The sequence below is a fragment of the Streptomyces sp. Act143 genome (assembly GCF_003143935.1).
Classification (GTDB): Bacteria; Actinomycetota; Actinomycetes; order Streptomycetales; family Streptomycetaceae; genus Streptomyces.
On record NZ_QFRX01000001.1, the window covers coordinates 2494652 to 2519957 of the forward strand.

Here is a 25306-nt window from a genome sequence, read left to right on the forward strand (position 1 = left end):
CGGGCAGCCGAAGGCTGGTGATCGACAGCCGAATTGCGTCAGCGCTGGTAGCGGGCGAGGACCAGATTGCCGTCCTTCTCCAGGCGTTCGCGCAGTTCTCCGAGGCCGATCGCGCCGCTGTAGTACTCCTGGAACGCCGGGGTCGCGACCTTGTCCTTCCACTCCGGGTAGCCCCGTACGGACTGGGCGGGTGCCGAGCGCAGGTGGGCGGCGAGGGCCGTGCCGGTGGCCCAGCCGTTCTCCGCGGTGTGCAGGGCCGGGTCCTTCAGGGCCGCCGTGCCGGTGGGCAGCATCCAGTCGCCGAGCGCGAGGCGCACCATGTTCTTCGGCCGGAGCAGGAAGTCGACGAACTCGACGGCCTCCTTCTTGTGCGGGCTGTCCTCGGCGACGGACAGCGTCTGCGGGCTGACGCCCTGACTGAGCCCGTCGGCGCCGGCCGGGGCGGGCAGCACCTGCCACTCGAAGCCCTTCGGTGCCTGCTGCGCGATCTGCTGACGGTAGGAGAAGCCGAGCGGGACCATCGCGTACTTGCCGCCGAAGAAGCCGGGCAGGATGTCGGAGCCGCCGCTGCCGAGGGTGGTGGGCGAGGCGCTGCGGTCGGTGTTCGCCTGGTCGTGGATCGTGCGCGGCACGATCGCGTCGCCGTTCTCGAAGCGGATGGTCACCTTGCCGTCGGCGCCGCGGTGGAAGAGCTGTCCGCCCGCCGACAGGGACAGGTTGAGCGTGGCCGAGACGGGTTCCTTGAGCGGCCAGGCCACGCCGTACTTCCCGGCACCGCTCAGCTCCTTGGTGATCTGCCGGAACTCGGTCCAGCTCCAGGGCCTGTCGGGCGTCGGGACACGCACCCCGGACTCCTTCAGCCACTTCGCGTTGGCGACGAGCACCCGCGGCTCCTGGAGGAACGGCACGCCGTAGATCCCGTCCCCGAAGGTCGCCGTCCGCCAACTGCGCCGCGGGATGTCCGACGTGAGCCGGGCGGGCAGCAGATCGGTCAGGTCGGCGAGATAGCCGCCGTAGGCGAAGTCCGCGAGGTCGTCGGAGGCGTCGTGAATGATGTCGGGCGCCTCGCCGCCCTCGAAGGAGGTGAGCAGCTGGTCGTGGACACTGTCCCAACTGCCCTGGACATACTCGACCTTGACGTCAGGATGGGTGGCGTTCCACTCCTTCACCAGCTCCTTGTTCGCCGCGACGGACTCCCCCTGCCAGGCCAGGGACTGGAAGCGGAGGGTGACGGTGCCGTCGCTCTTCCCGCTGTCGCCGCCGGTGCAGCCCGTGAGCAGCAGGGCCAGCACCAGCCCGATGAGCCATTTCGTCCGCATCAGCTCTTCACCGCCCCGGCGAGCATCCCGCTCGTGATCCGCCGCTGGATGAGGGCGAACACGACGAGGGAGGGCAGTGTCGCGAGTAACGCGGCGGCGGCCAGCGGGCCCAGGTCGGCGACGCCCTCCGCGCCGATGAAGTGGGTGAGGACGACCGGCAGGGTCTGCTTCTCCGGCGTCTTCAGCAGGACCAGCGCGAAGAAGAACTCGTTCCACGCGGTGATGAACGCGAACAGTGCCGTCGCCACGATCCCCGGCGCCAGCAGCGGTGCGGTGACCGAGGTGAGGGTGCGCAGCCGCCCCGCCCCGTCGACGGCCGCCGCCTCCTCCAGTTCCTCCGGCACCGCCCGCACATAGCCGACCAGCATCCACAGCGCGAACGGCAGCGCCCACACCACGTACACCAGCACCAGCCCGAACAGCGAGTTGATCAGCCGCAGGTTCTTCAGCACCAGGAACAGCGGAATGATCACCAGCACCAGCGGGAACGCCTGACTGACCACCACCCACCCGGTCGCCGCCCGGGCGAGCAGGGTGCGGCGCCGCGCCATCACATAGGCCAGCGGCGTGGCGATCAGTACGGCGATCAGCGCCGCGCCGAGCGCGGCGAGCAGGGAGTTGCCCGCGGCGCGCAGCAGGGGCTGTTCGTCGAAGGCCTGCCGGAAGTTGTCGAGGGTGGGGTCCCGCGGAATCCAGGTGGGATGCAGACTGCCCAGTTCCCGCGGCGACTTGAAGGCGATGGAGATCAGCCAGAGGAACGGGAAGGCGAGGAAGACGAGATACGCGAGCAGCGCGGCGTACTGCCCGACGCGGCCCGTGACGCTGGTCCTCATGCCCCCTCACCTCCCCTCAGCCGGCCCGCCAGGAAGACGGCGAGCAGCACCGAGACCACGGCGACCATCACGCATCCCATGGCCGCCGCGTAGCCGAACTGGCCGTAGCGGAAAGCCTCTTCGTAGGCGAAGAGCATCGGCAGGCGGGTGCGTCCGCCGGGTCCGCCGCTGGTCAGGACGTAGACCAAGGCGAACGAGTTGAAGTTCCAGATGAAGTTGAGCGCGGTGATCGCGAGGGCGACCGGCCGGAGGGCGGGCCAGGTGACCGTGCGGAACCGGCGCCAGGCGCCCGCTCCGTCCATCGCCGCCGCCTCGTGCAGTTCGCGCGGGGTGTTCTGGAGCCCGGCGAGCAGGGCGACCGTCGTCTGCGGCAGGCCGGCCCAGACGCCGACGACGATGACGGCGGGCAGGGCGGTGGACAGGCCCGCGAGCCAGTCCCGGCCGTCGCCGAGGCCGAGGTCGCGCAGCGTCTCGTTGAGGACGCCGGCGTCCGGGTTGTAGACGAGCCGCCACATCACGCCGACGACCACCTCGGGCATGGCCCACGGGACGATGGCCAGCGCGCGGGCCAGCCAGCGCAGCCGCAGCTCCTCGTTGAGCAGCAGCGCGAGGCCCAGCGCCAGCAGGAACTGCGGCACGGTCACCCCGACGGCCCACACCAGACCGATGCGGAACGACTCCCAGAACAGCGTGTCGTGCAGCAGGTCCTGGAAGTTGAGGCCGCCGATCCACTGCGTGGACCGGGTACGCCCTGACTGGGAGTCGGTGAACGCCAGCAGGATGCCGTAGAGCAGCGGTCCGACGCTCAGCACGAGGATCGGGATCAGCGCGGGCAGCACCAGGAACCAGGCGCCGCGGTCCACCGGTCGCCGTCCTCCGTCGGCAGGTCTCGCGCCCTGCGTCGACCGCTCCGTCGCGGTCAGCGATGTCACGTGATCGGCTCCTTAGCGCGGCTAGGGACTCCGGGGCCAGCAGGCCTCCGTCATGGTCGTGAAGGGGGCATGCGCCGTCAAGGCACCGCGCACACCGTCCGACCTGTACGAATGCGAGACTGGGCGCCGGATGGCGGGAACTCGACGCCCTGGTGCGCCCTGTGCGCACGCGCATCGGCAGGAACGGGACACGGAGGCGGACGATGGACGAGGCACGCGCGCGCGAGGTGCTGGCCGAGGCGGGGGTGCTCCGCGGGGCCGGGGAGGCGCGGCTGCTCGCGCTCGGCGAGAACGCCGTGTTCGCCGCCGGTGACCTGGTCGTCAAGGTGGGCCGGGACGCCGAACTCCTGGACCGGGCGCGCCGGGAGCTGGACATCGCGCTCTGGCTGGCCGAGGCGGAGGTGCCCGCGGTGCGGGCGGCCGAGCCGAAGCCGCTGCTCGTCGCGGGGCATCCGGTGACGGTGTGGCACCGGATGCCCGACGCCGTACGGCCCGCCGAGCCCCGTGATGTGGCCGAACTGCTACGGGTCGTCCACGCTCTGCCCGCCCCCTCCTTCGAGCTGCCGCCCCGCGAGCTGCTGGGCGGTGTGGAGCGCTGGCTGCGGCTCGCGGGCGATGCGATCGACCCCGCGGACGCGGCGTATCTGCGTGAGCGCCGGGACGGCTTCGCGTCCGCCGCCGCGGCGCTCACCCCGCACCTTCCGCGCGGCCCGATCCACGGCGACGCGCTCCCCCGCAATGTGCACGTCGGCCCCGACGGCCCGGTCCTGGTCGACCTGGAGACCTTCTCGGCGGACCTGCGGGAGCACGACCTGGTGGTGATGGCGCTGTCCCGGGACCGGTACGGGCTGCCCGCGGCGGCCTATGACGCTTTCACGGACGCCTACGGCTGGGATGTGCGGGAGTGGTCGGGCTGCTCGGTGCTGCGGGGCGCGCGGGAGACGGCGAGCTGCGCGTGGGTGGCCCAGCACGCGCCGAGCAACCCGCGGGCGTCGGCGGAGTTCGAGCGTCGGGTGGCGTCGCTCAGGGACGGGGACGAGTCGGTGCGCTGGTACCCGTTCTGAGGCGGCGGGGCCGGCCGATCACACCGTCTCGTCGGCCGTCAGCTCCCGCAGCGGCCAGGTCCCGTCCACCACCGCGTCCTTCTCGCCCTTGCGGCGCAGGAAGTTCTGGAAGTCCGCCGCCCATTCCGCGTACCACTCGATCTGGCTGCGGTGCAGGTCCGCCGGGCCGAGGGCCGCGATCTTGGGGTGGCGGTCGGCTATCGCGCAGGCGAGGCGGGCCGCGGCGAGCGCGTCCGCGGAGGCGTCGTGGGCGGAGTCCAGCGGGACTCCGTACTCCCCGCAGACCGCTTCGAGGTTGCGCTTGCCGCGACGGTAGCGGTCGACGGCGCGGTCGATCGTGTACGGATCGACGACCGGGGCCGGGTCCAGGCCGCCGAGGCGGTCCCGCAGAGACGGCAGGCCGTGGCGGTGGAGCTCCGCGGAGAGCAGGGTCAGGTCGAAGGCCGCGTTGTAGGCGACCACCGGGACGCCCGTCTTCCAGTACGTCACCAGTACGTCCGCGATGGCGCCGGCGACCTGGTCGGCGGGGCGGCCCTCGGCGGTCGCGCGTTCGTTGCTGATCCCGTGGACCGCGACCGCGTCCGCCGGGATCTCCACGCCCGGATCGGCCAGCCACTCGCGGTGCCCCAGGACCTGCCCGGCCCTCACCTCGATCACGGCTCCCGTGACGATGCGCGCCTCGCGCGGATCGGTGCCGGTCGTCTCCAGGTCGAAGCCGATCAGCAGCTCCCGGTGCCAGCCCATGGGCGGTCCCCCTTCTTGGTGGTGCTTTCCCCCAGTGGTCTCCACGATCCCATGCGCCACTGACAATCAGAGGACCGAGTTCCGCTTACCGGGCCGCCGGGGACTTTCACGACACCGGACGCGAATCCACCCAAGCCGTCTCGAACTCCTCGCGATACGTCGGGAAGAGACCGCTCTCGTCGATTTCGCCCGGCTTGACGACCTTGCTCCCGTTGCGCAGCACCAGCACCGGCGCCTCCATGCCCCGAGAGCGCCGCAGATAGGACTGCACGACGGCGACCCCGTCCGTGCCGTCGCCGTCGACCAGATAGGCGGTGAAGCGCGGCGTCTCGTCGTAGACCTGGATCTCGAAGGCGCCAGGGTCGCGCAGCCGGGACCGCACCCGGCGCATGTGCAGGATGTTCATCTCGACGGACCGGCTCAACTCGCCGCGCTTCATGCCGAGTTCCCGCTCGCGCCGCTTGACCGCGCTGGAGGCGGGGTTCAGGAACAGCAGCCGCACCCGGCAGCCCGCCTCGGCCAGGCGCACCAGGCGCCGGCCGGAGAAGTTCTGGACGAGGAGGTTCAGGCCGATGCCGACCGCGTCGAGGCGGCGGGCGCCGCCGAAGATGTCCTCGGCCGGGAACTGGCGCAGCAGCCGCACCCGGTCGGGGTGCACGGCGACCACGTCCGCGTACCGGTCGCCGACGAGGTCCTCGACCGCGTCCACGGGCAGCCGGCGCGCGGAGGGCACGTCTCCGCCCGCGCCGAGTATCTCCAGCAGCCGCGCCGAGGCCCGCTCCGCCTGGCCGAGGACGGCCTCGGACAGGGCCCGGTTGCGGGAGACGACGTTGCGGGTCACCTCCAGCTCGTCCAGGGCGAGTTCGACGTCCCGGCGCTCGTCGAAGTAGGGCTCGAAGCACGGCCAGTGCTGCACCATCAGCTCGCGCAGCTGGGGCAGGGTGAGGAAGCTGAGGACGTTGTCGTCGGCCGGGTCGAGCAGGTAGCCCTTGCGGCGGCTGACTTCGCGGACGGCGACCGCGCGCTGCACCCACTCCTGCCCGGCCGGCCCGGCCGCGGCCACCACCCAGTCGTCGCCGTGGACGGGTTCGTAGATGGGACGCAGGACAGCGGCCACGACCGCGCGCAGCCGCTGTTCCACGAGGTTCAGCCAGATGTAGGCCCGCCCGGCTCGCTGGGCACGCGTACGCACCTCACGCCAGGCGTCGGCATCCCAGTCCAGCTCCGGCCCGATGGAACCGGCGGCGTCCATGGGCCGGGCCAGCGACACCGTGCCGGGCGGGACGTCTGCGGAGTTCCCCTCGTGACCCTCGTCACCAGGGGGCAACTCCAGCCCTCCCGAGCCCACCCGCGCACCGCCTTCCGCTCCCCCGAGCACTCCCCGTCCCAACGATCAAGGAAGGGTACTCCGGGAGCGGTGGGCGGTGCAGCCGGATGGACAGGGTCGTTTCTCAACTACCGCCTGTGTAGTTGCCGTTCTGCCCGACGAGGTCCGCCGGAGTGAGCGGATTCATAGCGGTGACGTCGCGCGGGACGATCGAGAAGCCCTGCCAGTGCACCGGCATCGGCTGCTGGTCCTCGTCCCGGGCGATGTGGTGGAAGCCCACGTTCACCCAGGCGACCGGGTGAGTGAGCGTCTGTCCGTTGACCCACTTGTCGACGGACTTGGGGTGGGTGCGGTCGCAGCGCGGGTTGTTGCTGGAGAACAGCTCGCACTTGTTGTACTGCGTGAAGTAGATGTCGTGCTTGGTGAAACTGCGGCCCGGGTAGCGGGTGGTGGGGCCGGGGACGAACTCGTACGACCGCGCGTGGTTGTCCTTGTTCTTGCCGGTCGCGCTGACCATCCGCCACCAGCGGTAGGTCTTCGCGTCGCCCGCGAGTTCCTTGCCGACCTTGGTGCGGGTGGTCTTGACGGTCGGGGTGTCCGCGCCGCGCGGGGTGACCGTGGAGTCGTACTGCTCGACGCGGTTCTTGGTGGAGCCGTCGAGGGCGAAGTCCAGCCGCCAGAAGACGTTGTGGGTGTGGCTGGTGGCCTTGTCCTTGGCGGCGCCCTTGCCGATGGGCCAGCCGCGGCCGTCGCCCGCGTCGTAGTCGAAGGGCGAGAGGCTGCCGGTGGCGCCGACGTTCATGTTGACGGTGCCGTCGTCCTGGAAGCGCCACTCGGTCATGTACTCGTACCAGCCGACCTGGTTGACCGTGTAGACGAGGAGGTCCTTGCCCTGGGCCTGGTAGACCTTGGTGGCGCTGTCACCCTGCATGCGGTAGGCGTGGCCGCGGGAGCGGGTGGTGGTGCACAGGCCCTTGACGTTGGGGTCCTGGCCCTCCCAGGTCTCCGGGAGCTTGACGGTCTTGATGGTGCCGCCCGGGCACTCGGCGGGGGCCAGGTTCATCAGGTCCTGGGCGAAGCTCTGGCCCGTCAGGTCGTCGTACTCGGCCCGGCCGTCGTCGTAGGGGACGTGGATCTGGCCGAGGCGGGCGCTGTTGAGGACCTTGATCGGGGCGGTCTCGCCCTTGGGCTGGTAGGAGATGTCCTCCAGGACGAGGCCGGCCTTGCTGTCGTAGTGCCAGCACATCCGCCAGGTGGTGCCGCTGGAGAGCTTCTGCTCGATGCGGAAGGCGGCGCTGCAGTCGGGCGCGGCCGCGGCGGCGCTCTGCGGCTGGGCGGTGGCCGGTCCGGCTCCGGTCGTCAGACCGGCGGCCAGCGCGGCGACGGCGAGGCCGAGGGCCGCCGTCCGGCCGCGGGCGTGGCTGATTCTGGTGACGCGCATGAAGAAGTGACTCCCTTGCAGGAGGTGCGAGTTCGGAAAGTGGACGGAGGTCGGCCCGGCAAAGGAGCGCGTTCGGCGGCCGAGTGGTCGGTTCGGCTGCCGTGGCTCAATGGCCGGGCGGTGGAGCGGGCGGTCGGGCTCAGTGCTTGAGCTCGGCGCTTGAGCTCAGTGCTTGAGCTCGGCGACCTTGTGGGCGCTCAGGTCGATCACCAGGGCCGTGGTGTCGATCCACGGCCCGTTCTTGACCTTCGTGAACAGCCGCACGCAGCGGTGCTCACCGCACTTGTCCAGCGCGGCGGGCTGGGCGCCCGGCGTGGCCCGGTAGATGCCGCCGCTCAGCCGGAGCTGGTCCGGCGAGGTGAGTTCCTTGCCCATCGCGTCCTTGTAGTCGGCCTTGAGGCCGGCTCCGAGCGGGTCGGCGATCAGCAGGGCCGCCGCGGCACTGCTCTCGGCGATGCTCGGCGGCGGCTGGACTCCGCGCTGGTCGGTGGAGTCCACGACCTTCCCGGTGTCCAGGTCGACGGTCTTGGTGACGAGCGTGTCGTCCCGGTAGTCGTAGTACGACACGTCGGCACGCCGACCGGTGTCCGTGCCGTCGTTCTCCGGCTCGGCCAGGTCGACGCTCAGCTGTTGCGGACCGCGCTTGCCGTCCACGTTCTCACTCGCGGTGAACGTCTGGCGGTTCACGGCGATCTTCTGGGCCCGTGCGATCTCGTCGTCGGTCAGCGGATCGCCGCCCTTGCCCTTCTCCCCTTCGTCCGGGGCCTCTTGGACGACGCCCGGCGCGACGGGCGCGCCCTGCTCGTCCTGCCCCAGCTGCTGGGCCGCGGCGGCCTTGCCGTCGCCCTTGGTCCCGCCCGTTTCGTCGGCGCCCGCCGTTCCCGGCAGCGTGATCCCGACCATCACGGCGGTCGAAACCACCGCGATGGCCGCACCGGCCACCATCTTGCCAAGATGGCGGTGCACTATCTCGCGCACATCTTCCCCCTACTCCCCCTTCGGTCCCGGGAGTACGTGTCTGCCCCACAGATTCGGCATACCGCGTATGCACTGGTCGATCGGTAAGAGGGACGTAAGTCATAGGAGGTTCCATCACTTTCGGGGAGACTCGTGGTCAAGGGGCCCCGGCGGCGGCGACGAGCTGAAAGAGTCGTATTCATGCAGGTCTGGCCTGGAGAGGCATATCCACTCGGTGCCACGTACGACGGCGCCGGCACGAACTTCGCGGTCTTCACCGAGGCCGCGGACCGAGTAGAGCTGTGTCTGCTGCACGACGACGGCTCGGAGACGGCGGTGGAACTGCGGGAGTCCGACGCATTCGTCCGGCACGCGTACGTGCCCGGCGTGATGCCCGGTCAGCGCTACGGATTCCGTGTGCACGGCCCGTACGCCCCGGACCGCGGACTGCGCTGCAACTCCGCGAAGCTGCTCCTCGATCCGTACGCGCGCGCGATCAGCGGATCGATCCAATGGGGCGAGGAGGTGTACGGCTACCACTTCGACGCGCCGGAGAAGCGCAACGACCTGGACTCCGCCCCGCACACCATGACGTCGGTCGTGGTCAACCCGTACTTCGACTGGGGCGACGACCGCCGCCCGCGCACCGACTACCACCACACGGTCATCTACGAGGCCCATGTGAAGGGCCTCACCATGCGCCACCCCGGTCTGCCCGAGGAACTGCGCGGCACCTACGCCGCCCTCGCGCACCCGGCGATCATCGAGCACCTCACCGAGCTGGGCGTCACCGCGCTGGAGCTGATGCCGGTCCATCAGTTCGTCAACGACCACCGGCTGGTCGACATGGGCCTCAACAACTACTGGGGCTACAACACGATCGGCTTCTTCGCCCCGCACAACGCGTACGCCTCCTGGGGCGACCGCGGCCAGCAGGTCCTGGAGTTCAAGTCGGCGGTACGGGCGCTGCACGAAGCCGGTATCGAGGTCATCCTGGACGTGGTCTACAACCACACCGCCGAGGGCAACCACCTGGGTCCGACGCTGTCCTTCCGGGGCCTCGACAATCCGTCCTACTACCGCCTGACGGACGATCCCCGCTACTACATGGACACCACGGGCACCGGCAACTCCCTGCTGATGCGCTCGCCGCACGTCCTGCAACTGATCATGGACTCGCTGCGGTACTGGGTCACCGAGATGCATGTCGACGGCTTCCGCTTCGACCTCGCGGCGACCCTGGCCCGGCAGTTCCACGAGGTGGACCGGCTGTCGTCGTTCTTCGACCTGGTGCAGCAGGACCCGGTGGTCTCCCAGGTGAAGCTGATCGCCGAACCGTGGGACGTCGGCGAGGGCGGCTACCAGGTGGGCAACTTCCCCCCGCTGTGGACCGAGTGGAACGGCAAGTACCGGGACACCGTGCGGGACCTGTGGCGCGGCGAGCGGCGGGCGATCGCGGAGTTCGCGTCCCGGCTGACCGGCTCCTCGGACCTCTACCAGGACGACGGACGCCGCCCGCTGGCCTCCATCAACTTCGTCACCTGCCACGACGGCTTCACGCTGCACGACCTCGTCTCGTACAACGACAAGCACAACATGGCCAACGGCGAGGAGAACCGGGACGGCGAGAGCCACAACCGGTCCTGGAACTGCGGGGCCGAGGGCGACACCGACGATCCGCACGTGCTGGATCTGCGGGCCCGGCAGATGCGCAACTTCATCGCGACGCTGATGCTGTCCCAGGGCGTGCCGATGCTCAGCCACGGCGACGAGTTCGCCCGCACCCAGCGCGGCAACAACAACGCCTACTGCCAGGACAGCGAGCTGGCGTGGGTGCAGTGGCCGGAGGAGGACGACGAGGTCTTCGGCGATCTGCTGGCCTTCACGCGCGCGATGGTGTGGCTGCGCCGGGACCATCCGGTCTTCCGTCGCCGGCGCTTCTTCCACGGGCGACCGGTGGAGGGCACCCACGACGAGCTGTCCGACATCGCCTGGTTCACCCCGGAGGGCGAGGAGATGACCCAGCGGGACTGGGACCGGGCGAAGGCGTCGGCGCTGTCGGTGTTCCTCAACGGCAACGCGATCTCCGAGCCCGGCTCGCGCGGGGAGCGCATCACCGACGACTCGTTCCTGCTGATGTTCAACGCCTCGCACAAGACGCTGGACTTCGTGGTGCCGGTCAACCACGGCCGCCAGTGGGAGGTGGTCGTCGACACCGCGCGCGCGGCGGGCCGGCCGCAGGGCAGCGGCCCGAAGGTGCAGGCCGGGGACCGGCTGACGCTGGTGGACCGGAGCATGACGGTGCTGCAGCGGCCGGTCTAGGGGCTGCGGAGCGGCCCGGCCGGAGCCGCTGCCGGTACGCGCGCGTGGCGGCCGGTCCTGGACGGGCCGCCACGCGTGCGTGGGGACATCCGGGGGGGGTGATGACACGAAAGACGGCGGGGCGGGTACGTAGGGTTGCATGACACCTGAGCGACCCGACCCGGCGGTGCCGACGGCCACCTACCGGCTACAGCTTCAGCCCGACTTCCCCTTCGACGCCGCGGCGGCGGCCGTGCCGTACCTCGCCTCGCTCGGCGTCTCGCACCTGCACCTGTCCCCCGTCCTGGAGGCCGTCCCCGGCTCCCGGCACGGCTACGACGTCGTGGACCACGCGCGCGTACGGGGCGAACTGGGCGGTGAGGAGGGGCTGCGGGCGCTCGCGCGGACGGCGCGGGAGCACGGTCTCGGTCTGGTGGTGGACATCGTGCCGAACCACATGGCCATGGCACCGCGGCACAACCGGGCCCTGTGGGAGGTGCTGAGGGAGGGCCCGAAGTCCCCGTACGCGCGCTGGTTCGACATCGACTGGGAGGCGCAGGGCGGGCAGGTCCTGCTGCCGGTGCTCGGCGGACCGCTCGGCGGCGAGCTGGAGCGCTTGGCGGTCGACGGGAACGTCCTGCGCTACTACGACCACGCCTTCCCGCTCCGCGAGGGCACCCAGGACCTGCCGCTGCCCCAGCTCCTGGACGCCCAGTGGTACCGCCTGGGGTGGTGGCGACTGGCCCGTACCGAGCTCAACTACCGGCGCTTCTTCAGCATCTCGGAGCTGATCGGGGTGCGGGTGGAGGACCCGGAGGTGTTCGAGGCCACCCATGCCAAGATCCTCCAGCTGCTGCACGAGGGAGTGGTCGACGGGCTGCGGATCGACCATCCCGACGGGCTCGCCGACCCGGACGCGTATCTGCTGCGGCTGCACGAGGCGACGGGCGGGCGCTGGACGGTGGTGGAGAAGATCCTCGCGGACGGCGAGCCGCTGCCCGCCTCCTGGCCGGTCGCGGGAACCACGGGCTACGACGCGCTGCGGCATGTGGACGGGGTGTTCACCGACCCGGCCGGGTTCGGGGAACTGCTCGGCCAGTACCGGCGGTTCGCGGCTCCGCAGACCGACCGGGGCGGGCACTGGGAGGCGACGGTGCGGCGGGCGGCGTACCGGGTGCTCACGCACGAGCTGGCCGCCGAGACCGAGCGGCTGACCCGGGTGGCGGTCCGGCTGTGCGCCGGCTCGCCGGAGCCCGCGCTGCGCGACCGCGCGCCGTGGGCGCTGCGCACCGCCCTCCAGGAGCTGCTGGTGCGGATGGAGGTCTACCGGCCGTACACCTCGGTCGACGCCGCGTCCGTCGTGACCGAGGAGGCCGCCGAGGAGGCGCGGCAGGCGTTCGTCGTCCCGGAGGAGGCGGGTGCGGTCGACGTCGTCCGCGATCTGGTGCTCGGGCGGGCGGGCGACGGGCCGGAGCACGCGGAGTTCCGGGCCCGGTTCGCGCAGACCTCGTCGGCACTGCGCGCCAAGTCGGTGGAGGACACGGCGTTCTACCGGTACGTGCCGCTGCTGTCGGCGACCGAGGTGGGCGGGAACCCCGGCAGCCCGGCCGTGTCGCCGGACGACTTCCACGCCTACTGCGCACGCGTGCAGCGCGACTGGCCGGCGACCGGGACCGTGGTGTCGACCCATGACACCAAGCGCAGCGCGGACGTGCGGGCCGCGCTGGCCGTGCTCACCGAGTGCCCGGAGCGCTGGGCCGACGTGCTGGCCGAGGTGACGCGCACCGGTGACGGCGTGCCGGACGCACAGGTGGCGTGGGCGGCCTGGCAGACCGTGTTCGGGCTCGGCCCGGCGAGCGTGGAGCGGGTGCGGGGGGCGCTGCTGAAGCATGTGCGCGAGGCCGGGCTCTACACCAGCTGGACGGAGCAGGAACCGCCGTACGAGGAGGCGGTGGCGGCGTTCGTCGCGGCGGGGCCGTGCGGGGTGCCGGGCGAGCGCGTGGCGGCCTTCCGCGGCGCCCTGGAGCCGTCGGTGCGGGCGAACGTGCTCGGCACGGCGCTGCTCCATCTGACGATGCCGGGGGTGCCGGACGTCTATCAGGGCACGGAGGCCGAGTACCGGGCGCTGGTGGACCCGGACAACCGGCGGCCGGTGTCGTTCCCGCCCGCGGAGCCCGGCGAGAAGGGCGCGCTGACGACGGCGGCCCTGCGGCTGCGGGCCCGGCGGCCCGCCGCGTTCGGCGACTCGGCCACGTACACGCCGCTCTCGGCGGAGGGCCCGGCGGCCGCGCACTGCCTGGCGTTCGCCCGCTCCGGGGACGTCGTCACCGCCGTCACCCGGCTGTCGCTGCGGCTGGCGGAGGCGGGCGGCTGGGGGGAGACACGGCTGGCGCTGCCGCCGGGGCGCTGGGTCGACGTGCTGGCTGCGGAGCGCGAGTTCACCGGGCACGTGCGCGTGGCGGAGCTGTTCGGGGTGCTGCCGGTGGCGTTGCTGGAACGGGTCGGCTAGGAGGGACAGGAGGCGGACGCCCTCACGCGCGCGTGTGTAGTTGCCGTTCTGCCCGACGAGGTCCGCCGGAGCCGTCGACTGGCCCGCCCTCGTGGCGCTGCGGGACGGCATCGTGGCGCGCAACCACAAGGGCGTGGAGGCGCATCTCGCGCACGCGGGCGTGCGGGTGGTGCGAGGGAGCGCGCGCCTGACCGGGCCGCGCTCGGTGCGCGTGGAGCGCGCGCGCATTGATCACGCGCCCGGCGCGCCGAGTGATCACGAGACCGGCGCGCCGAGTGACCTCGCGCCCGGCGTGCACGACTTCGTCGCGCGCCGTGGTCTGGTCCTGGCGACCGGCTCACGGCCGCGTGTGCTCCCGGGGCTCGTGCCGGACGGCCGGCGTGTGGTGACGAGCGACGACGCGCTGTTCGCGCCCGGGCTGCCGGCGTCCGTGCTCGTGCTCGGCGGCGGGGCGATCGGCGTGCAGTACGCCTCCTTCCACCGTTCGATGGGCGCGGAGGTGACTCTCGTGGAGGCCGCCGACCGGATCGTGCCGCTGGAGGACGCCGATGTGAGCCGGCACTTGGCGCGCGGGCTGAAGAAGCGCGGCATCGACGTCCAGGCGGGCGCCCGGCTGCTGGACGCGGCGGTGCGCGACGACGCCGTACGCGCGCGCGTGCGGTCGGCGCGCGGCGAGATCCGCACGCTCACGGTCGAGCGGCTGCTGGTCGCCGTCGGCCGGGAGCCGGTCACCGACGGCCTCGACCTGGCCGCCGCGGGCCTCGCGGCGGACGCGCGGGGGTTCGTCGCACCGGCCGACTGGTCGCGCCTGGAGACGGCCGTGGACGGCGTCCACGTCGTGGGTGATCTGCTGCCGCCGCCGTCCCTCGGCCTGGCCCACGCCTCGTTCGCGGAGGGCCTGTCGGTGGCGGAGGTGCCGGCGGGGGCGGCGTCCGCACCCGTCGACTGCGCGGCCGTGCCCCGCGTCACCTACTCGGCGCCGCAGACCCGCGGCCGTCGGCCCGAGCGAGACGGAGGCATGCGCGCGTGGGCACGAGGTGCGCGTGGGCACGAGGTGCGCGTGGGCACGAGGTGGTCGTCGACTCCATGCCGCTGACCGCCGTGGCGAAGGGGATGGTGCACGGTCGCGGCGGCATGGTGAAGGTCGTCGCGGAGGCCGGTGACGGCCGGGTGCTCGGCGTGCACCTGGTCGGTCCGCAGGTGCCCGAGATGATCGCGGAGAGCCAGCTGGTCGTCGGCTGGGACGCGACGCCGTCCGACCTGGCCCGGCACGTGCTCGCGCATCCGACCCTGTCGGAGGCCGTCGGCGAGGTCTTCCTGACGCTCGCCGGGCGCGGTCTGCACCGGAGTTGAGCACTGGGGCCCGCGCCCCGGCCCGGCGGGACCGGCGCCCCTTCGGTACCGGCATCCCTTCCCTCCGGAGGTGAATGCCTCTGGGCGCCCCCTGGAGCCTCCCCCGGTGCGTCCTTGACAGTCCACCGCGACCGTGGGGTACTGCGGATTGCGAAGCCGGGCGGATGTGTCGGGGGTGAGTCTCCTGCCGGAGCTGCGCTACCCCACAGTGACCGAAGTCGTCACATCGGCAAGAGCGTTGGCCGCTCATCGGCCGGCTCTGTGCACCCTGCGGGAGGTGGGCCGTTCACGGGCGGGCAGACCCCTGCTGCTGCTGTCCGTGGGCCACGCGGAGCGCGCCGTACTCGTCGTCGCCGGCGCCCACTCCAACGAGCCGACCGGCGGCGCCACCCTCCTCTCCGTCGCCGAACGGGTGGTACGCGAAGGGGAGTTGCGGGCGGACACCTCCTGGCACTTCCTGCTGTGCGCGGACCCCGACGGGGCGTCCCTGCATGTGACACCGGCGCCACGCAACCTGTTCGAGTACCACCGGGGATTCTTCCGGCCCGCGGGCCACGAACAGCCGGAATGGTCACCGGCGGTGCTCCCGCCCGACCGGCTGCCGCCCGAGACCCGTGCCCTGACCGGTGTCATCGACGAGCTGCGCCCCTACCTCCAGGTGACGCTGCACGGCACCGAACTGGGGGGCAGCTGGGTGCAGTTGACGAAGGACATCCCGGGACTCGCCGAGCCGTTCGCCAAGTCCGCCGCGGAACACAACATCCCGGTGGAGACCGGGGCCTCGGACGCCGCGGGCTGGCCGGCGTCCGGGCCGGGGGTGCATGTGATGCCCGCGCCGGGCGCCGGGGCGGCGTACCCGAGCATGCCGGACGACGCGCGCAACAGCACCTGGTACCACGCGCACCGGTACGGCGGGCTGACCGCGATCGTCGAGGTGCCGATGTGGGCGAGCGACCTGGTCGACGACCCGGTGCCGCACCCCGATCCGGCGGTGGCGCTGCGCCGGCTGGCGAGGCGGCTGCTGCTGGACACCCATGAGGTGGAGCGAGTGCTGACCGACGCGCTGCCCCGCCTGCCCGGCGTCGGGGGTCCGCTGCTGCGGGCCGCCCGATGGGGGCTCGAACTGGTGCCGGGACTGGCCGCGGACTGGATGCACATGGTGCCCGTCGACAACACGCGCGCGTACGTGGGCAGTGTGGACGCGTTCGCGCGGCGGCTGCCGCTGCGGGCGGCGGCGATGCTGCTGCGGGTCCTGACGGAGCACGACGACCGCGCGGCACCGCGCCTGGAGCAACTCGTCGCGACCTGGAGCGAGGCGTTCGCGGAACGATTCCGGGCCCGCTGGGTGCCGTTGGAGCACCAGGTGGAGCACCAGGCCCGCACGGTGGTGGAAGCGGCGCGACACGCGCGCGACCGGTCCACGTGAGGACCGCCCCGGCCGCACGGCACAGGGCAGGAGGCGCTCCCCCGACCGCACGGGCACAAGGCCTGAGTCGCATCCCCGACCCCACGGGCCCAGGGCCGGTGTCACATCCCCGGCCGGTCGCCCGTCGTCCGGCACGGACGCTGAACCGGCCGGGTGCATGACACGGCCGCTCAGCCGTCGAGCGCGAACACCGATCCCGTGCGGCCGGCCATCGCGCACCCGTTGGAGAAGGTCTCCGCGTACTCGACGGCCCGGCCGTTCCACTGCCCCCGCGCGTGTGCGGTCACCGGGGCGTAGATCATCGGGCAGTAGCCGTCCCTCGGCGGGAGCGCGGCGATGTCGCCGTCGACCGCCTCCAGTTCCGCGCAGGCCTCGGCGGCGCGCGTGTGTCCCTGGGGCGGGTCGCACAGCAGGAGGGTGCCGCGCGTGTCGCTGGACCGGGCGTCGCCCTTGGTGACCGTGAGGTAGAGCCAGTTGCCGGTACGGGAGTCGTCCTGGGCCGCCGCGGTGGGGGCCGTACCGGCGACGAGGAGGGCGGCCGCGGCGAGCAGGATACCCCGGGCCGCCTTCGATGCAGTGCGGTTCTTCATTCCCGTTGCATCGGCACGGCCGCCTGCGAACCCCACCCCGACTCACCCGAACGAGAGCCCACGCGCGCGTGCCGCCCGGCCGCCAGTTCGAACGCGGCCCGCACCACGTGCGACTGGTACTCCACCTGGCGGGCGACGGGAATCCAGTAGGCCCCGCAGCCGTCGAGGTAGTCGGCGCACCAGACGTCGATGAGCCGGTCGAGTTCGGGCAGTACACCGGCCGGGTCGGCGCCGGCGGCCGTGACGAGCTGGTGCAGCAGTCCGGCCGTGCGCAGCGCCAGGCGTCGGCCGCAGATGCGCAGGGTGGCCAGGTGGGCGGTGCTGAGGGGCGGCAGCGGGTGGCCGCCGTCGATGCCGGGGACGTCGGGGTCCCAGGCGTCGGCGAGGCCCGGGCAGACCAGTAAATAGTCGTCCACCGGGGCCAGCAGCCGTTCCGCGTCCGGTACGGCGGCGAGATGCGGGCGGATCCGGGCGAGCAGCGGCTCCAGGAGCCCGGTGTCGTGCCGGAGCGTACGGCTGACGAGGCGCAGGACGGTGTCCGCGTCGACGGGCTCGGAGCCGTCCTCGACGGTGGCCACGCCCCACATGGGGGCCTCGACGACCGCGGTCACGGTGCCGTGCCGGTGGGGGTGGAACCAGGTGGACTCGACGGCGGCCTCGGTGATGGCCGCGGCCAGGTCGCCGCGGCGCGGCGGCGGGATGCGGTAGACGGCGGGGCCGAGGCCGGGCCAGTACAGGGTGTCGTACGCGCCGAGTTCGCGCGGGATGCCGAGCCGGCCGGCGACACGGGCGACGCGCCCGGCGAGTCCCGGCAGGTCGTGGGTCAGCTCGACGAAGCCGCCGCCGACGTCGACGCCGTGCAGGGAGCACTGCAGGAAGGGCCGCAGCTCGTCCTGGAGGTCGAGCAGGGCGCGGGTCTCCGGCAGGGTGGCCGCGGCGGCGCCGTCGGGCAGCCACTCCGGCTGCTCCAGGAAGCCGGGCCGGAAGAAGTGCCGGAAGTAGCGGCCGAGGGTGTACGGGCCGTGCAGCCAGCCCTCGTTGCGGCGCAGTCCGTCGGGGTCGAGGCTGAGCAGCAGGTTCCAGGTGGCGTCGGCGGCCTCGGTGAGCGTGGGGTCGTCGAGGGCGCGCTCGGCCAGGTGCAGGACGGTGGCGCCGCCCACTGGTTCGTTGGCGTGCGGGCCGGCGACGACGAGGGCCTGCCGGCTGCCGTGGCCGACGGACAGCAGCCACATCGGCGTGCCCGCGCGGGAGGTGCCGACGCGGCGGAGCCGGGCGTCGCGGGGGTGCCGGGCGACGAGTGCGGCGGCACGCGCGGCGAGTTCGTCGACGGACGGGTAGCGGAGGAGGGGCGACAGGGCACACCTCCACAGTGTGGTGCCGTCGGTTCACCTGATGTGCATGGTGACGTACAGTCAGTCACGACTTGCGGGGCGCGTCAACACCGCGGCAGGCAAAGGGAATCAAGCGTTCTACAGCGAGCAAATCCCAGGCCAGAGCTAAGGTTCGGCTGAGTCGGGGGCCGCCGGACTCAGTGCGCGGCGAGCCGGAACCACATCCGCCCGAAGCCGACCTGGTCGCCCTCCCGCACGACAGCCGCGCCGATGACCCGTCGCCCGTTCACCGTCGTGCCGTTGGTGGAGCCGAGGTCGCGCAGCACCCACATACCGCCCTGGCGGCTCAGTTCGGCGTGCACGCGCGAGACCGTCTCATGGCTCAGACGGAGGCCGTTGGCGGGGTCGCGGCCGATGCGCAGCGGGTGGGTGTTGCCGGGGTGGGGCAGCAGCAACTTGGGCAGCCGCTCGGCCTGCCAGGCGCGGCGCAGCCGCTGGGTGAAGCCCGAGACCGCTTCGACGGACCCGAAGACCACGCGGGAGAGGCGGCTCTCCGAGGGCAGGTCCGCGGTGAGCGCCGCGAGTTCGTCGGAGCGGCGGGCGGCGAGCGCCAGTTCCATCCGCCGGATGAACGTGTCGTGCGACAGCCGACCCATGGCGACGCCGTCGCGGAGCACCTTCAGCGCCTTGTCGCGCTCCGCGTCGGAGAGCCGCGCGGGGTACGTGTTGAACTCGAAGGACGACGTCACGCTCGTGATTGTCGGGCAGTGGACGCACGGTGTCCAGAAAACGCGAGAACGGCCGCCACGCGCGCGGACTGATCGCGTTTGAAGCACCATGGACGGGCTACATCACGGTGAGCAGACGAAGGGGAACCGTCCGTGCAGTTCGAGGTGTGGGCACCGCAGGCAGACCGTGTGACGCTCCGGTGCGACGGCGGCACGCGCGCGTTGGAGCGCGATCCGGAGCGCGCCGGATGGTGGCGGGGCGAGGCCGAGGCGGGTGACGGCAGCCGGTACGGCTTCGCGCTCGACGACGGTCCCGTGCTGCCCGACCCGCGTTCGCGCCGCCAGCCGGACGGCCCGGACGGGCTGAGCGCGGTCGTCGAGCAGGGGCGGTACGCGTGGCGCACGGAGTGGGTGGGGCGACCGCTGCCGGGCGCGGTCCTGTACGAGCTGCACGTGGGCACGTACACGCGCGAGGGCACCCTCGACGCGGCCGCGGACCGGCTGGAGCACCTGGCGGAACTGGGCGTCACCCACGTCGAGTTGATGCCGCTGTGCCCTTTCCCCGGGCGGCACGGCTGGGGCTACGAGGGCGTGTCGCTGTGGGCCGTGCACGAGCCGTACGGTGGCCCGGAGGCGCTGAAGCGTTTCGTGGACCGGGCGCACGAGCTCGGTCTCGGCGTGGTCCTGGACGTCGTGCACAACCACCTGGGCCCGTCGGGCAATTACCTGCCCGCGTTCGGCCCGTACTTCACCGACACCCACCACACGCCCTGGGGCTCGGCCGTGAATCTGGACGCGCCCGGCTCCGACGAGGTGCGGGCGTATCTGCTGGGCAGCGCATTGGCGTGGCTGCGGGACTACCGGCTCGACGGGCTGCGTCTGGACGCGGTGCACGCGCTGGCGGACACGCGCGCGTGTCACTTCCTGGAGGAGCTGTCCATGGCGGTGGACGCCCTCGCCGCGGAGGTGGGCCGGCCGCTGTTCCTGATCGCCGAGTCCGACCTGAACGATCCCCGTCTGGTCACCCCGCGCGCGGAGGGCGGCCTGGGACTGCACGCGCAGTGGAACGACGACTTCCACCACTCCCTGCACACCGCGCTGACGGGCGAGGCGCAGGGTTACTACGCCGACTTCGGCAAATCCCCCTTGGCGGCGGTCGCCAAGACGCTCACCGGGGGCTACTTCCACGACGGCACGTACTCGAGCTTCCGCGGCCGGTGCCACGGCCGCCCGCTGGACCGCGCGCGGGTGGCCGGTCACCGGCTGCTCGGCTACAGCCAGACCCATGACCAGGTGGGCAACCGCGCCCAGGGCGACCGGCTTTCGGCGTCCCTCTCCCCCGGGCTGCTGGCCTGCGCGGCGGCCCTGACGCTCACCGCGCCCTTCACCCCGATGCTGTTCATGGGCGAGGAGTGGGCGGCGGGGACGCCCTGGCAGTTCTTCACCGACCACACCGACCCGGAGCTCGCGGAGGCCGTCCGGCGGGGCAGGCGGCGGGAGTTCGCGGCGCACGGCTGGGCCGAGGAGGACGTGCCCGACCCGCAGGACCCGGCGACCCGGGGCCGCTCCTGCCTCGACTGGTCCGAGCCGGAGCGCGAACCCCACGCGCGCGTGCTCGCCTGGTACCGCCGCCTCATCGCCCTGCGCCACGAGCAGCCCGACCTCACCGATCCGGACCTCGCCGACACCAAGGTGGCCTACGACGAGCAGCGGCGCTGGCTGGCCTTCCGGCGCGGGGACGTGCGGGTGGCGGTGAATCTGGACAAGGAGCCCGCCGCGATCCCTCTGGGGCCCCGTCAGGCGCGTGTGCTGGCGGCGTGGGAGCCGGTGGCGGCGCCGGGTGCGGACGGAGTGCTGCACGTGCCCGGGGAGTCGTGCGTGGTGCTGCTCCAGGAGTGAGCCCGCGGGGCGCCTCTACAGGTCCTCCTCCTTGTCGTCCTCCCGCAGCTCCGTCACCCGTTCCAGCAGGATCGCCTCCCAGGCGTGCCGGAGCCGGACGCGCAGCTCCGGCAGCGGTGCGTCGTCGCGGCCCTGGAGGCGGGCGGCGAGGCTGATCACGGAGTCGCAGCGGGCGAGCCACAGGCCGCGCAGGCAGGGGCGGGCACCGTAGCCCGCGAGGGTGGCGGCGCGGACGGCGGCGGGCGAGCCGACGGCGAGGGCGAGGCAGGCGATGTCCTCCGCGGGGTCGCCGAGGACGGCGTCGGCCCAGCCGAGCACGCCGCGCACCCGTCCGTCGGGGCTGACGACGAGGTGGTCGCCGGTGAGGGCGTGGTGGACCAGGACGGCGGTGCCGGGCTGGGCGGCCAGTTGCACGGCGGCGGGCGGGGTGAGCTGGTGCAGCCGTACGGGGTCGAACTCGTCCGATGCGGCGAGGAGTCGGGCGGCACGTTCCGCGGCGCGGCGCAGTGCTTCCAGGGAGCGCGGGGCGGTGCGCGGCACGCCCAGGGTCTCGGCCTGCCGGACCGGCACCTCGCGCAGGCCGGTGAGCAGCGCGGCCAGGTCGGCCTCGCCGACGGCGGACACGTCGTGCTCGCGGGCGGAGCCGCCGGGCAGCTTGCTGTCGAGGGTGTACGTCAGTCCGGGCGCCCACTCGCCGTGGGCGACGCTGGTCGGGACGGCGACCGGGATGTGCGCGCGGACCACGTCGCGCAGGCGCAGTTCGCGGCGCTGGCGCACGCCGGCCTCGCGGTCGGGGGCCAGGCGCAGCACATGGCGGCCGCCGACCCACCAGGTGGCGGGCTCGGCGCTCTCGGCGACCGGCCGGACCTCGGGTCCGGCCGTGTCGGAGGCGTCCTTGAGGAGGGAACGGACCAGCCGCCGGACGGTGTCCGCGGTGGGTGTCGGTGCCTGGGTCATGGTCGCGCCGTTGTCACTCGAGGGGTGAAGGGGGCTCCTGGAACGGCGGGGGGCGTCTTCCGGTGCCCGCCGGGGCCGGTCCGGCCGTCGGGCCGGCTGTACGGCGTCCGGCCGGCAGAGCCGGTTCGGCGCCGCTATTCCACTATGACCATCTCGCGGCTGGTGTCGTTGAGGCGACGGCCGCCGTCCTCGGTGACCGTGACGATGTCCTCGATCCGGACGCCGAAGCGGCCGGGCAGGTAGACGCCGGGCTCCACGGAGAAGCACATGCCGGGAACGAGGGGCTGCTCCTCGCCCTCGATCATGTACGGCGGTTCGTGGGTCGTGACGCCGATGCCGTGCCCGGTGCGGTGGATGAAGTACTCGCCGTAGCCGGCGTCGGTGATGACCTTGCGGGCGGCGCGGTCGACCTCCTGGCAGGCGACACCGGGGCGTACGGCCCGGAAGCCCGCCTCCTGGGCCTCGCGGACCAGGTCGTGCACGCGGCGTTCCTCGTCGGTGGGTTCGCCGACGTGGACGGTGCGGGAGGTGTCGGAGCCGTAGCCGTCCTTGAGGCCGCCGAAGTCGAGGACGACCATGTCGCCGCGTTCGATGACGCGGTCGCCGACCTCGTGGTGCGGGTTGGCGCCGTTGGGGCCCGAGGCGACGATGGTGAAGTCGACCTGGGAGTGCCCGAACCGGCGCAGCAGGTCGGCGAGGTCGGCGCCGACCTCGGACTCCCGTCGGCCGCCGAAGGGAACCTTCCGGATCTCCTCGAACGTCGCGTCGGCAGCCGCGCCCGCGGCTGCCAGGAGCTCCAGTTCCGCCGCGTCCTTGACGGCCCGGAGCATGGGCAGGGCGTCGGTGAGGGCGGCGTACGAGGTGCCGGGCAGCGTCTTCTGGAGGCCCAGCAGGTGCATCGCCCAGGCGTTGTCGCTGATGCCGAACCGGCCTCCGGAGTCGAGGAGTGCGGCGGTGGCGGCGTAGGGGTCCTTGCCGTCGGTCCAGTCGCGCAGGGTCAGCGCGGGCGCGCCCGTCGCGCGGGCAGCGTCGGGGGCCTCCAGGGTGGGGACGACCAGGACGGGGTCCTGGCCGGGGGCGAGGACCAGCAGGGTGAGCCGTTCGGTGATCGCGGTGGGCGAGTAGCCGGTGAGCCAGACCAGGTCGGGGCCGGGTGCCACGAGCAGCCCGGCGAGGCCGGCGTCGGCGGCCGACCGGGCGGCGCGCTCCATGCGGGCCCGGTAGTCGTCGGCGGTGAAGGGCGCGGTCGTACTGCCGGTCATCCGGGCCTCCCTGGGTGGACGAAGGGGCAACAGGTACGTCGGGTGGAACCGCTACGGGCAGCATCCTGCCCGGACAACGGGGGCGGCGCGAGCCGGTTCACGGGTCCCGCCGGGGCGGCGCCGCTCACGGCGTCAGCCCTCCAGGGCGAGCCGGACGCCGAGCACGAGCAGGACGCCGCCGGAGATCTGCTCCAGGCGCCGGCGCACCCCGGCGCGGGACAGGACAGCACGCATCCGGCCGACGAACCACACGTAGAGCCCGTAGTAGCCCACCTCGTAGACGGCCCACAGCGCGGCGAGCCCCGCCATCGTCGGCAGGTGCGGGGCGCCGGCGGGCACGAACTGCGGCAGGAAGGAGAGCGCGAAGACGGCCGCCTTCGGGTTGGCGAGGTTGAGCAGCAGTCCGCCGCGGTAGGCGGCCCAGCCGGCCCTTCCACCGCCGGTCCACCCCTCCCCGGCCGCCCCGCCCTCACCGGCCCCGTCCGCCCGGCTCCGGCGCGCCTGGCGCAGCGCCTGGACGCCGAAGGCCACCAGCACCACCGCGCCGACGACGCGCATCACGCCGTACGCCACCTCGGAGGCCGTGAGGAGCGCGGTCAGGCCGAACGCGGCGACCAGGCCCCAGACGAAGACACCGGTCTCGTTGCCGAGCACGGTCAGGAAGCCGGACCGGCGGCTGTGCAGCGACTGCTTGATGATCAGCACGGTGCTGGGTCCGGGCGAGGCCGCGATCAGGGTGCAGGCCCCGAGGAAGGCGATGAGGGTGCTCGGCATGGGCTCATCGTGGCGCGGGCCGCGGCAGGGGACCAGCCCTTTTCCCGGCTTAACGGTTAAGCGTTGCCCAAGCATTAGATCTAATGCTTGAATCTGCGCACACCATTAGATCCATTCAGGGGAGGCGTACGACCGTGCTCGTGCTCGCGCACATCAGCGATCTGCATCTGGACGGAAGCGAACGGGCCACCACGCGCGCGTGGCGCGTCCGCGACCACCTGTGGGGGCTCCCCGGGACGGTGGACGCGCTGCTGGTGACGGGGGACATCGCGGACCACGGGGCGGAGGCGGAGTACGAGGAGGCCGCGCGCCTCCTGAGCCACGCGCCGTTCCCCGTGCTGACCTGCCCGGGCAATCACGACAGCCGCGGCCCGTACCGCAAGGCCCTGCTCGGGCAGCCCGCGGCCGACGGGCCGGTCAACAGCGTGCGGGTCTTCGACGACGCGGCGGTGCTGATGTGCGACTCCAGCATCCCGGGCGCCGACGAAGGGGCCCTGGACGAGGAGACGTACGACTGGATCGAGGCGACGCTCGACGGTCTCGGCGGGCGGCGGCGCGCGCTGCTCGCCTTCCATCACCCGCCGGTGGCCCTGCACCACCCGCTGCCCGACCGCTATCAGCTGCAGCGCCCCGACCGGCTGGCCGCGCTGCTCGACCGCCGCCCCGAGATCGCGGGCCTGATCACGGGACACGCCCACACCCCGGCGGCGAGCGTCTTCGCCGGGCGGCCGTTGGCCGTCGGGCCGGGCGTGACCTGGACGCTGCGGCTGCCGTGGGAGGGCGAGCAGGTGGCCGACCGGGAGGCCCCCGTCGGGCTGGCCTTCCACGTCCTGACCGACACGGGGCGGCTGACCAGCCACTTCCGGGTGGTCACGTGACGACGCCGGGGACGGCGGTCAACTGCTGATAGCCGCCGCTGTCATGACGCACCGTCAGGGTGACCTCCTTGCCGGGGCGGGCGTCGGCCACGGCACGGGCGAGGTCGGCCGCCGAGTCGACGCGCGTCCTGCCGACCTGGAGGAGGACGTCACCCCGGACGAGGCCCGCCGCGTAGCCGGGTCCCGGCACATGGACGCCGACGAGGAGGGCGCCCGCCTTCTCGGCGTCCACCGCCTCCACGCCCAGGGTCGCGGCGCGCGGCATCGGCGAGGGGGCGGCCGACGCGGTGGGCGCCGGGACCCGGTGGGCCGTCGCGGGCGCGCTCGGCGGCGTGCTGCCCGCCTCGCGCTGCATCTCGGCGAGTCTGCTCATGCCGATCACCGTGGCGCCGACGGTGCCGAGACCGATCCCGGAGAGCACCAGCACCGTCCCCACGGACAGGGCGAACAGCACGGTCCGCAGCCGTCGGCCCCGCCTGCGGGCGGCGTGCGGACGCCGGGCGGGGCCGGGCCTGGTGCCGCCGCCGGGCTCCTGACCGGGCATCGGCTTGGGGCGCAACGCGGTCTGTTCCATGGCTTGCCTCCGGCGGACGCGGGTCGCCTCCGGCGGATACGGGGCGGTCCCGGCTGGTGCTCTACCCGTCGCACCGGCGCCCGACGAGCCACGAACGAGTGAGACTG

At 72.8% G+C, this 25306-nt stretch carries 20 protein-coding genes and 1 pseudogene; 7 read left to right on the forward strand and 14 right to left on the reverse strand.

Annotated elements, in window-relative coordinates; genetic code table 11:
* Nucleotides 1-38 precede the first annotated feature (38 nt).
* The 3 genes from DI272_RS11185 to DI272_RS11195 are packed head-to-tail and all read right to left on the reverse strand — an operon-like array spanning nucleotide 39 to nucleotide 3084.
* Nucleotides 39-1319, reverse strand: a complete 1281-nt coding sequence (locus DI272_RS11185) for an ABC transporter substrate-binding protein (protein WP_109495211.1) — start codon at nucleotides 1317-1319, stop codon at nucleotides 39-41.
* Nucleotides 1319-2152, reverse strand: coding sequence for a carbohydrate ABC transporter permease (locus DI272_RS11190; RefSeq protein ID WP_109495212.1), 834 nt, complete (start codon nucleotides 2150-2152; stop codon nucleotides 1319-1321). The genes DI272_RS11185 and DI272_RS11190 overlap by 1 nt, the downstream gene beginning before the upstream one ends.
* A complete protein-coding gene (locus DI272_RS11195) occupies nucleotides 2149-3084 on the reverse strand; it encodes a carbohydrate ABC transporter permease (protein WP_109495213.1) in 936 nt (311 codons plus the stop codon). Before DI272_RS11195 ends, DI272_RS11190 begins: the two co-directional genes overlap by 4 nt.
* A 203-nt stretch (nucleotides 3085-3287) precedes the next feature.
* Here DI272_RS11195 and DI272_RS11200 point away from each other — a divergent pair, with 203 nt between their 5' ends.
* Nucleotides 3288-4148 (forward strand): phosphotransferase enzyme family protein, encoded by an 861-nt coding sequence (locus DI272_RS11200; protein ID WP_109495214.1) that lies wholly within the window; start codon nucleotides 3288-3290, stop codon nucleotides 4146-4148.
* A gap of 18 nt (nucleotides 4149-4166) precedes the next feature.
* On the opposite strand, the gene DI272_RS11205 is transcribed toward DI272_RS11200, so the two are convergent.
* The 4 genes from DI272_RS11205 to DI272_RS11220 all read right to left on the reverse strand — a co-directional run bounded on the left by DI272_RS11205 (nucleotide 4167) and on the right by DI272_RS11220 (nucleotide 8638).
* On the reverse strand, nucleotides 4167-4892 hold the full coding sequence (locus DI272_RS11205; RefSeq protein ID WP_109495215.1) for a 3'-5' exonuclease: 726 nt from the start codon (nucleotides 4890-4892) through the stop codon (nucleotides 4167-4169).
* 106 nt (nucleotides 4893-4998) lie between these two features.
* Nucleotides 4999-6240 (reverse strand): SAV2148 family HEPN domain-containing protein, encoded by a 1242-nt coding sequence (locus tag DI272_RS11210; RefSeq protein ID WP_109495216.1) that lies wholly within the window; start codon nucleotides 6238-6240, stop codon nucleotides 4999-5001.
* A gap of 103 nt (nucleotides 6241-6343) precedes the next feature.
* Nucleotides 6344-7660, reverse strand: a complete 1317-nt coding sequence (locus DI272_RS11215; RefSeq protein ID WP_109495217.1) for a copper amine oxidase — start codon at nucleotides 7658-7660, stop codon at nucleotides 6344-6346.
* Nucleotides 7661-7825: 165 nt separating this feature from the next.
* Entirely contained in the window at nucleotides 7826-8638 is an 813-nt protein-coding gene (locus DI272_RS11220) for a Tat pathway signal sequence domain protein (protein WP_109495218.1), read from the reverse strand.
* 180 nt (nucleotides 8639-8818) lie between these two features.
* On the opposite strand from DI272_RS11220, the gene glgX reads away from it, so the two are divergent.
* The 4 genes and pseudogenes from glgX to DI272_RS11240 all read left to right on the forward strand — a co-directional run bounded on the left by glgX (nucleotide 8819) and on the right by DI272_RS11240 (nucleotide 16206).
* A complete protein-coding gene (glgX, locus tag DI272_RS11225) occupies nucleotides 8819-10939 on the forward strand; it encodes a glycogen debranching protein GlgX (protein WP_109495219.1) in 2121 nt (706 codons plus the stop codon).
* Between the two features lie 139 nt (nucleotides 10940-11078).
* Nucleotides 11079-13427, forward strand: a complete 2349-nt coding sequence (gene treY / locus DI272_RS11230) for a malto-oligosyltrehalose synthase (protein WP_109495220.1) — start codon at nucleotides 11079-11081, stop codon at nucleotides 13425-13427.
* Between the two features lie 70 nt (nucleotides 13428-13497).
* Nucleotides 13498-14780 (forward strand): annotated as a pseudogene (locus tag DI272_RS11235) (FAD-dependent oxidoreductase); the annotation flags it as partial.
* Nucleotides 14781-14955: 175 nt separating this feature from the next.
* The gene (locus DI272_RS11240) at nucleotides 14956-16206 is read left to right on the forward strand and encodes a M14 family zinc carboxypeptidase (protein ID WP_109495221.1); all 1251 of its coding nucleotides are present in this window, start codon (nucleotides 14956-14958) and stop codon (nucleotides 16204-16206) included.
* A gap of 170 nt (nucleotides 16207-16376) precedes the next feature.
* On the opposite strand, the gene DI272_RS11245 is transcribed toward DI272_RS11240, so the two are convergent.
* From DI272_RS11245 to DI272_RS11255, 3 genes are all read right to left on the reverse strand, one after another.
* Entirely contained in the window at nucleotides 16377-16796 is a 420-nt protein-coding gene (locus tag DI272_RS11245) for an SSI family serine proteinase inhibitor (protein ID WP_109495222.1), read from the reverse strand.
* On the reverse strand, nucleotides 16793-18166 hold the full coding sequence (locus DI272_RS11250) for a M14 family zinc carboxypeptidase (RefSeq protein WP_109495223.1): 1374 nt from the start codon (nucleotides 18164-18166) through the stop codon (nucleotides 16793-16795). Before DI272_RS11250 ends, DI272_RS11245 begins: the two co-directional genes overlap by 4 nt.
* Before the next feature lie 158 nt (nucleotides 18167-18324).
* Entirely contained in the window at nucleotides 18325-18876 is a 552-nt protein-coding gene (locus tag DI272_RS11255) for an FHA domain-containing protein (protein WP_109495224.1), read from the reverse strand.
* 132 nt (nucleotides 18877-19008) lie between these two features.
* Here DI272_RS11255 and treZ point away from each other — a divergent pair, with 132 nt between their 5' ends.
* Entirely contained in the window at nucleotides 19009-20754 is a 1746-nt protein-coding gene (gene treZ, locus DI272_RS11260; protein ID WP_109495225.1) for a malto-oligosyltrehalose trehalohydrolase, read from the forward strand.
* Nucleotides 20755-20769: 15 nt separating this feature from the next.
* Here treZ and DI272_RS11265 read toward each other — a convergent pair whose 3' ends face one another.
* The 3 genes from DI272_RS11265 to DI272_RS11275 form a co-directional block, all read right to left on the reverse strand.
* Complete coding sequence (locus DI272_RS11265) at nucleotides 20770-21711, reverse strand: aminoglycoside phosphotransferase family protein (RefSeq protein ID WP_109495226.1); 942 nt, start codon at nucleotides 21709-21711, stop codon at nucleotides 20770-20772.
* A gap of 134 nt (nucleotides 21712-21845) precedes the next feature.
* The gene (locus DI272_RS11270; protein WP_109495227.1) at nucleotides 21846-22973 is read right to left on the reverse strand and encodes an aminopeptidase P family protein; all 1128 of its coding nucleotides are present in this window, start codon (nucleotides 22971-22973) and stop codon (nucleotides 21846-21848) included.
* A gap of 132 nt (nucleotides 22974-23105) precedes the next feature.
* Nucleotides 23106-23747: a LysE family translocator gene (locus DI272_RS11275; RefSeq protein WP_109495228.1), complete on the reverse strand. Its 642-nt coding sequence runs from the start codon at nucleotides 23745-23747 to the stop codon at nucleotides 23106-23108.
* 134 nt (nucleotides 23748-23881) lie between these two features.
* Between DI272_RS11275 and DI272_RS11280 the strand changes: the two genes are divergently transcribed.
* Nucleotides 23882-24625 carry a metallophosphoesterase gene (locus DI272_RS11280; protein WP_181387158.1) on the forward strand — a complete coding sequence of 248 codons (744 nt, stop codon included), beginning with the start codon at nucleotides 23882-23884 and terminating at the stop codon, nucleotides 24623-24625.
* On the opposite strand, the gene DI272_RS11285 is transcribed toward DI272_RS11280, so the two are convergent.
* On the reverse strand, nucleotides 24618-25199 hold the full coding sequence (locus DI272_RS11285; RefSeq protein WP_109495230.1) for a PDZ domain-containing protein: 582 nt from the start codon (nucleotides 25197-25199) through the stop codon (nucleotides 24618-24620). The genes DI272_RS11280 and DI272_RS11285 overlap by 8 nt on opposite strands.
* Nucleotides 25200-25306: the final 107 nt, after the last annotated feature.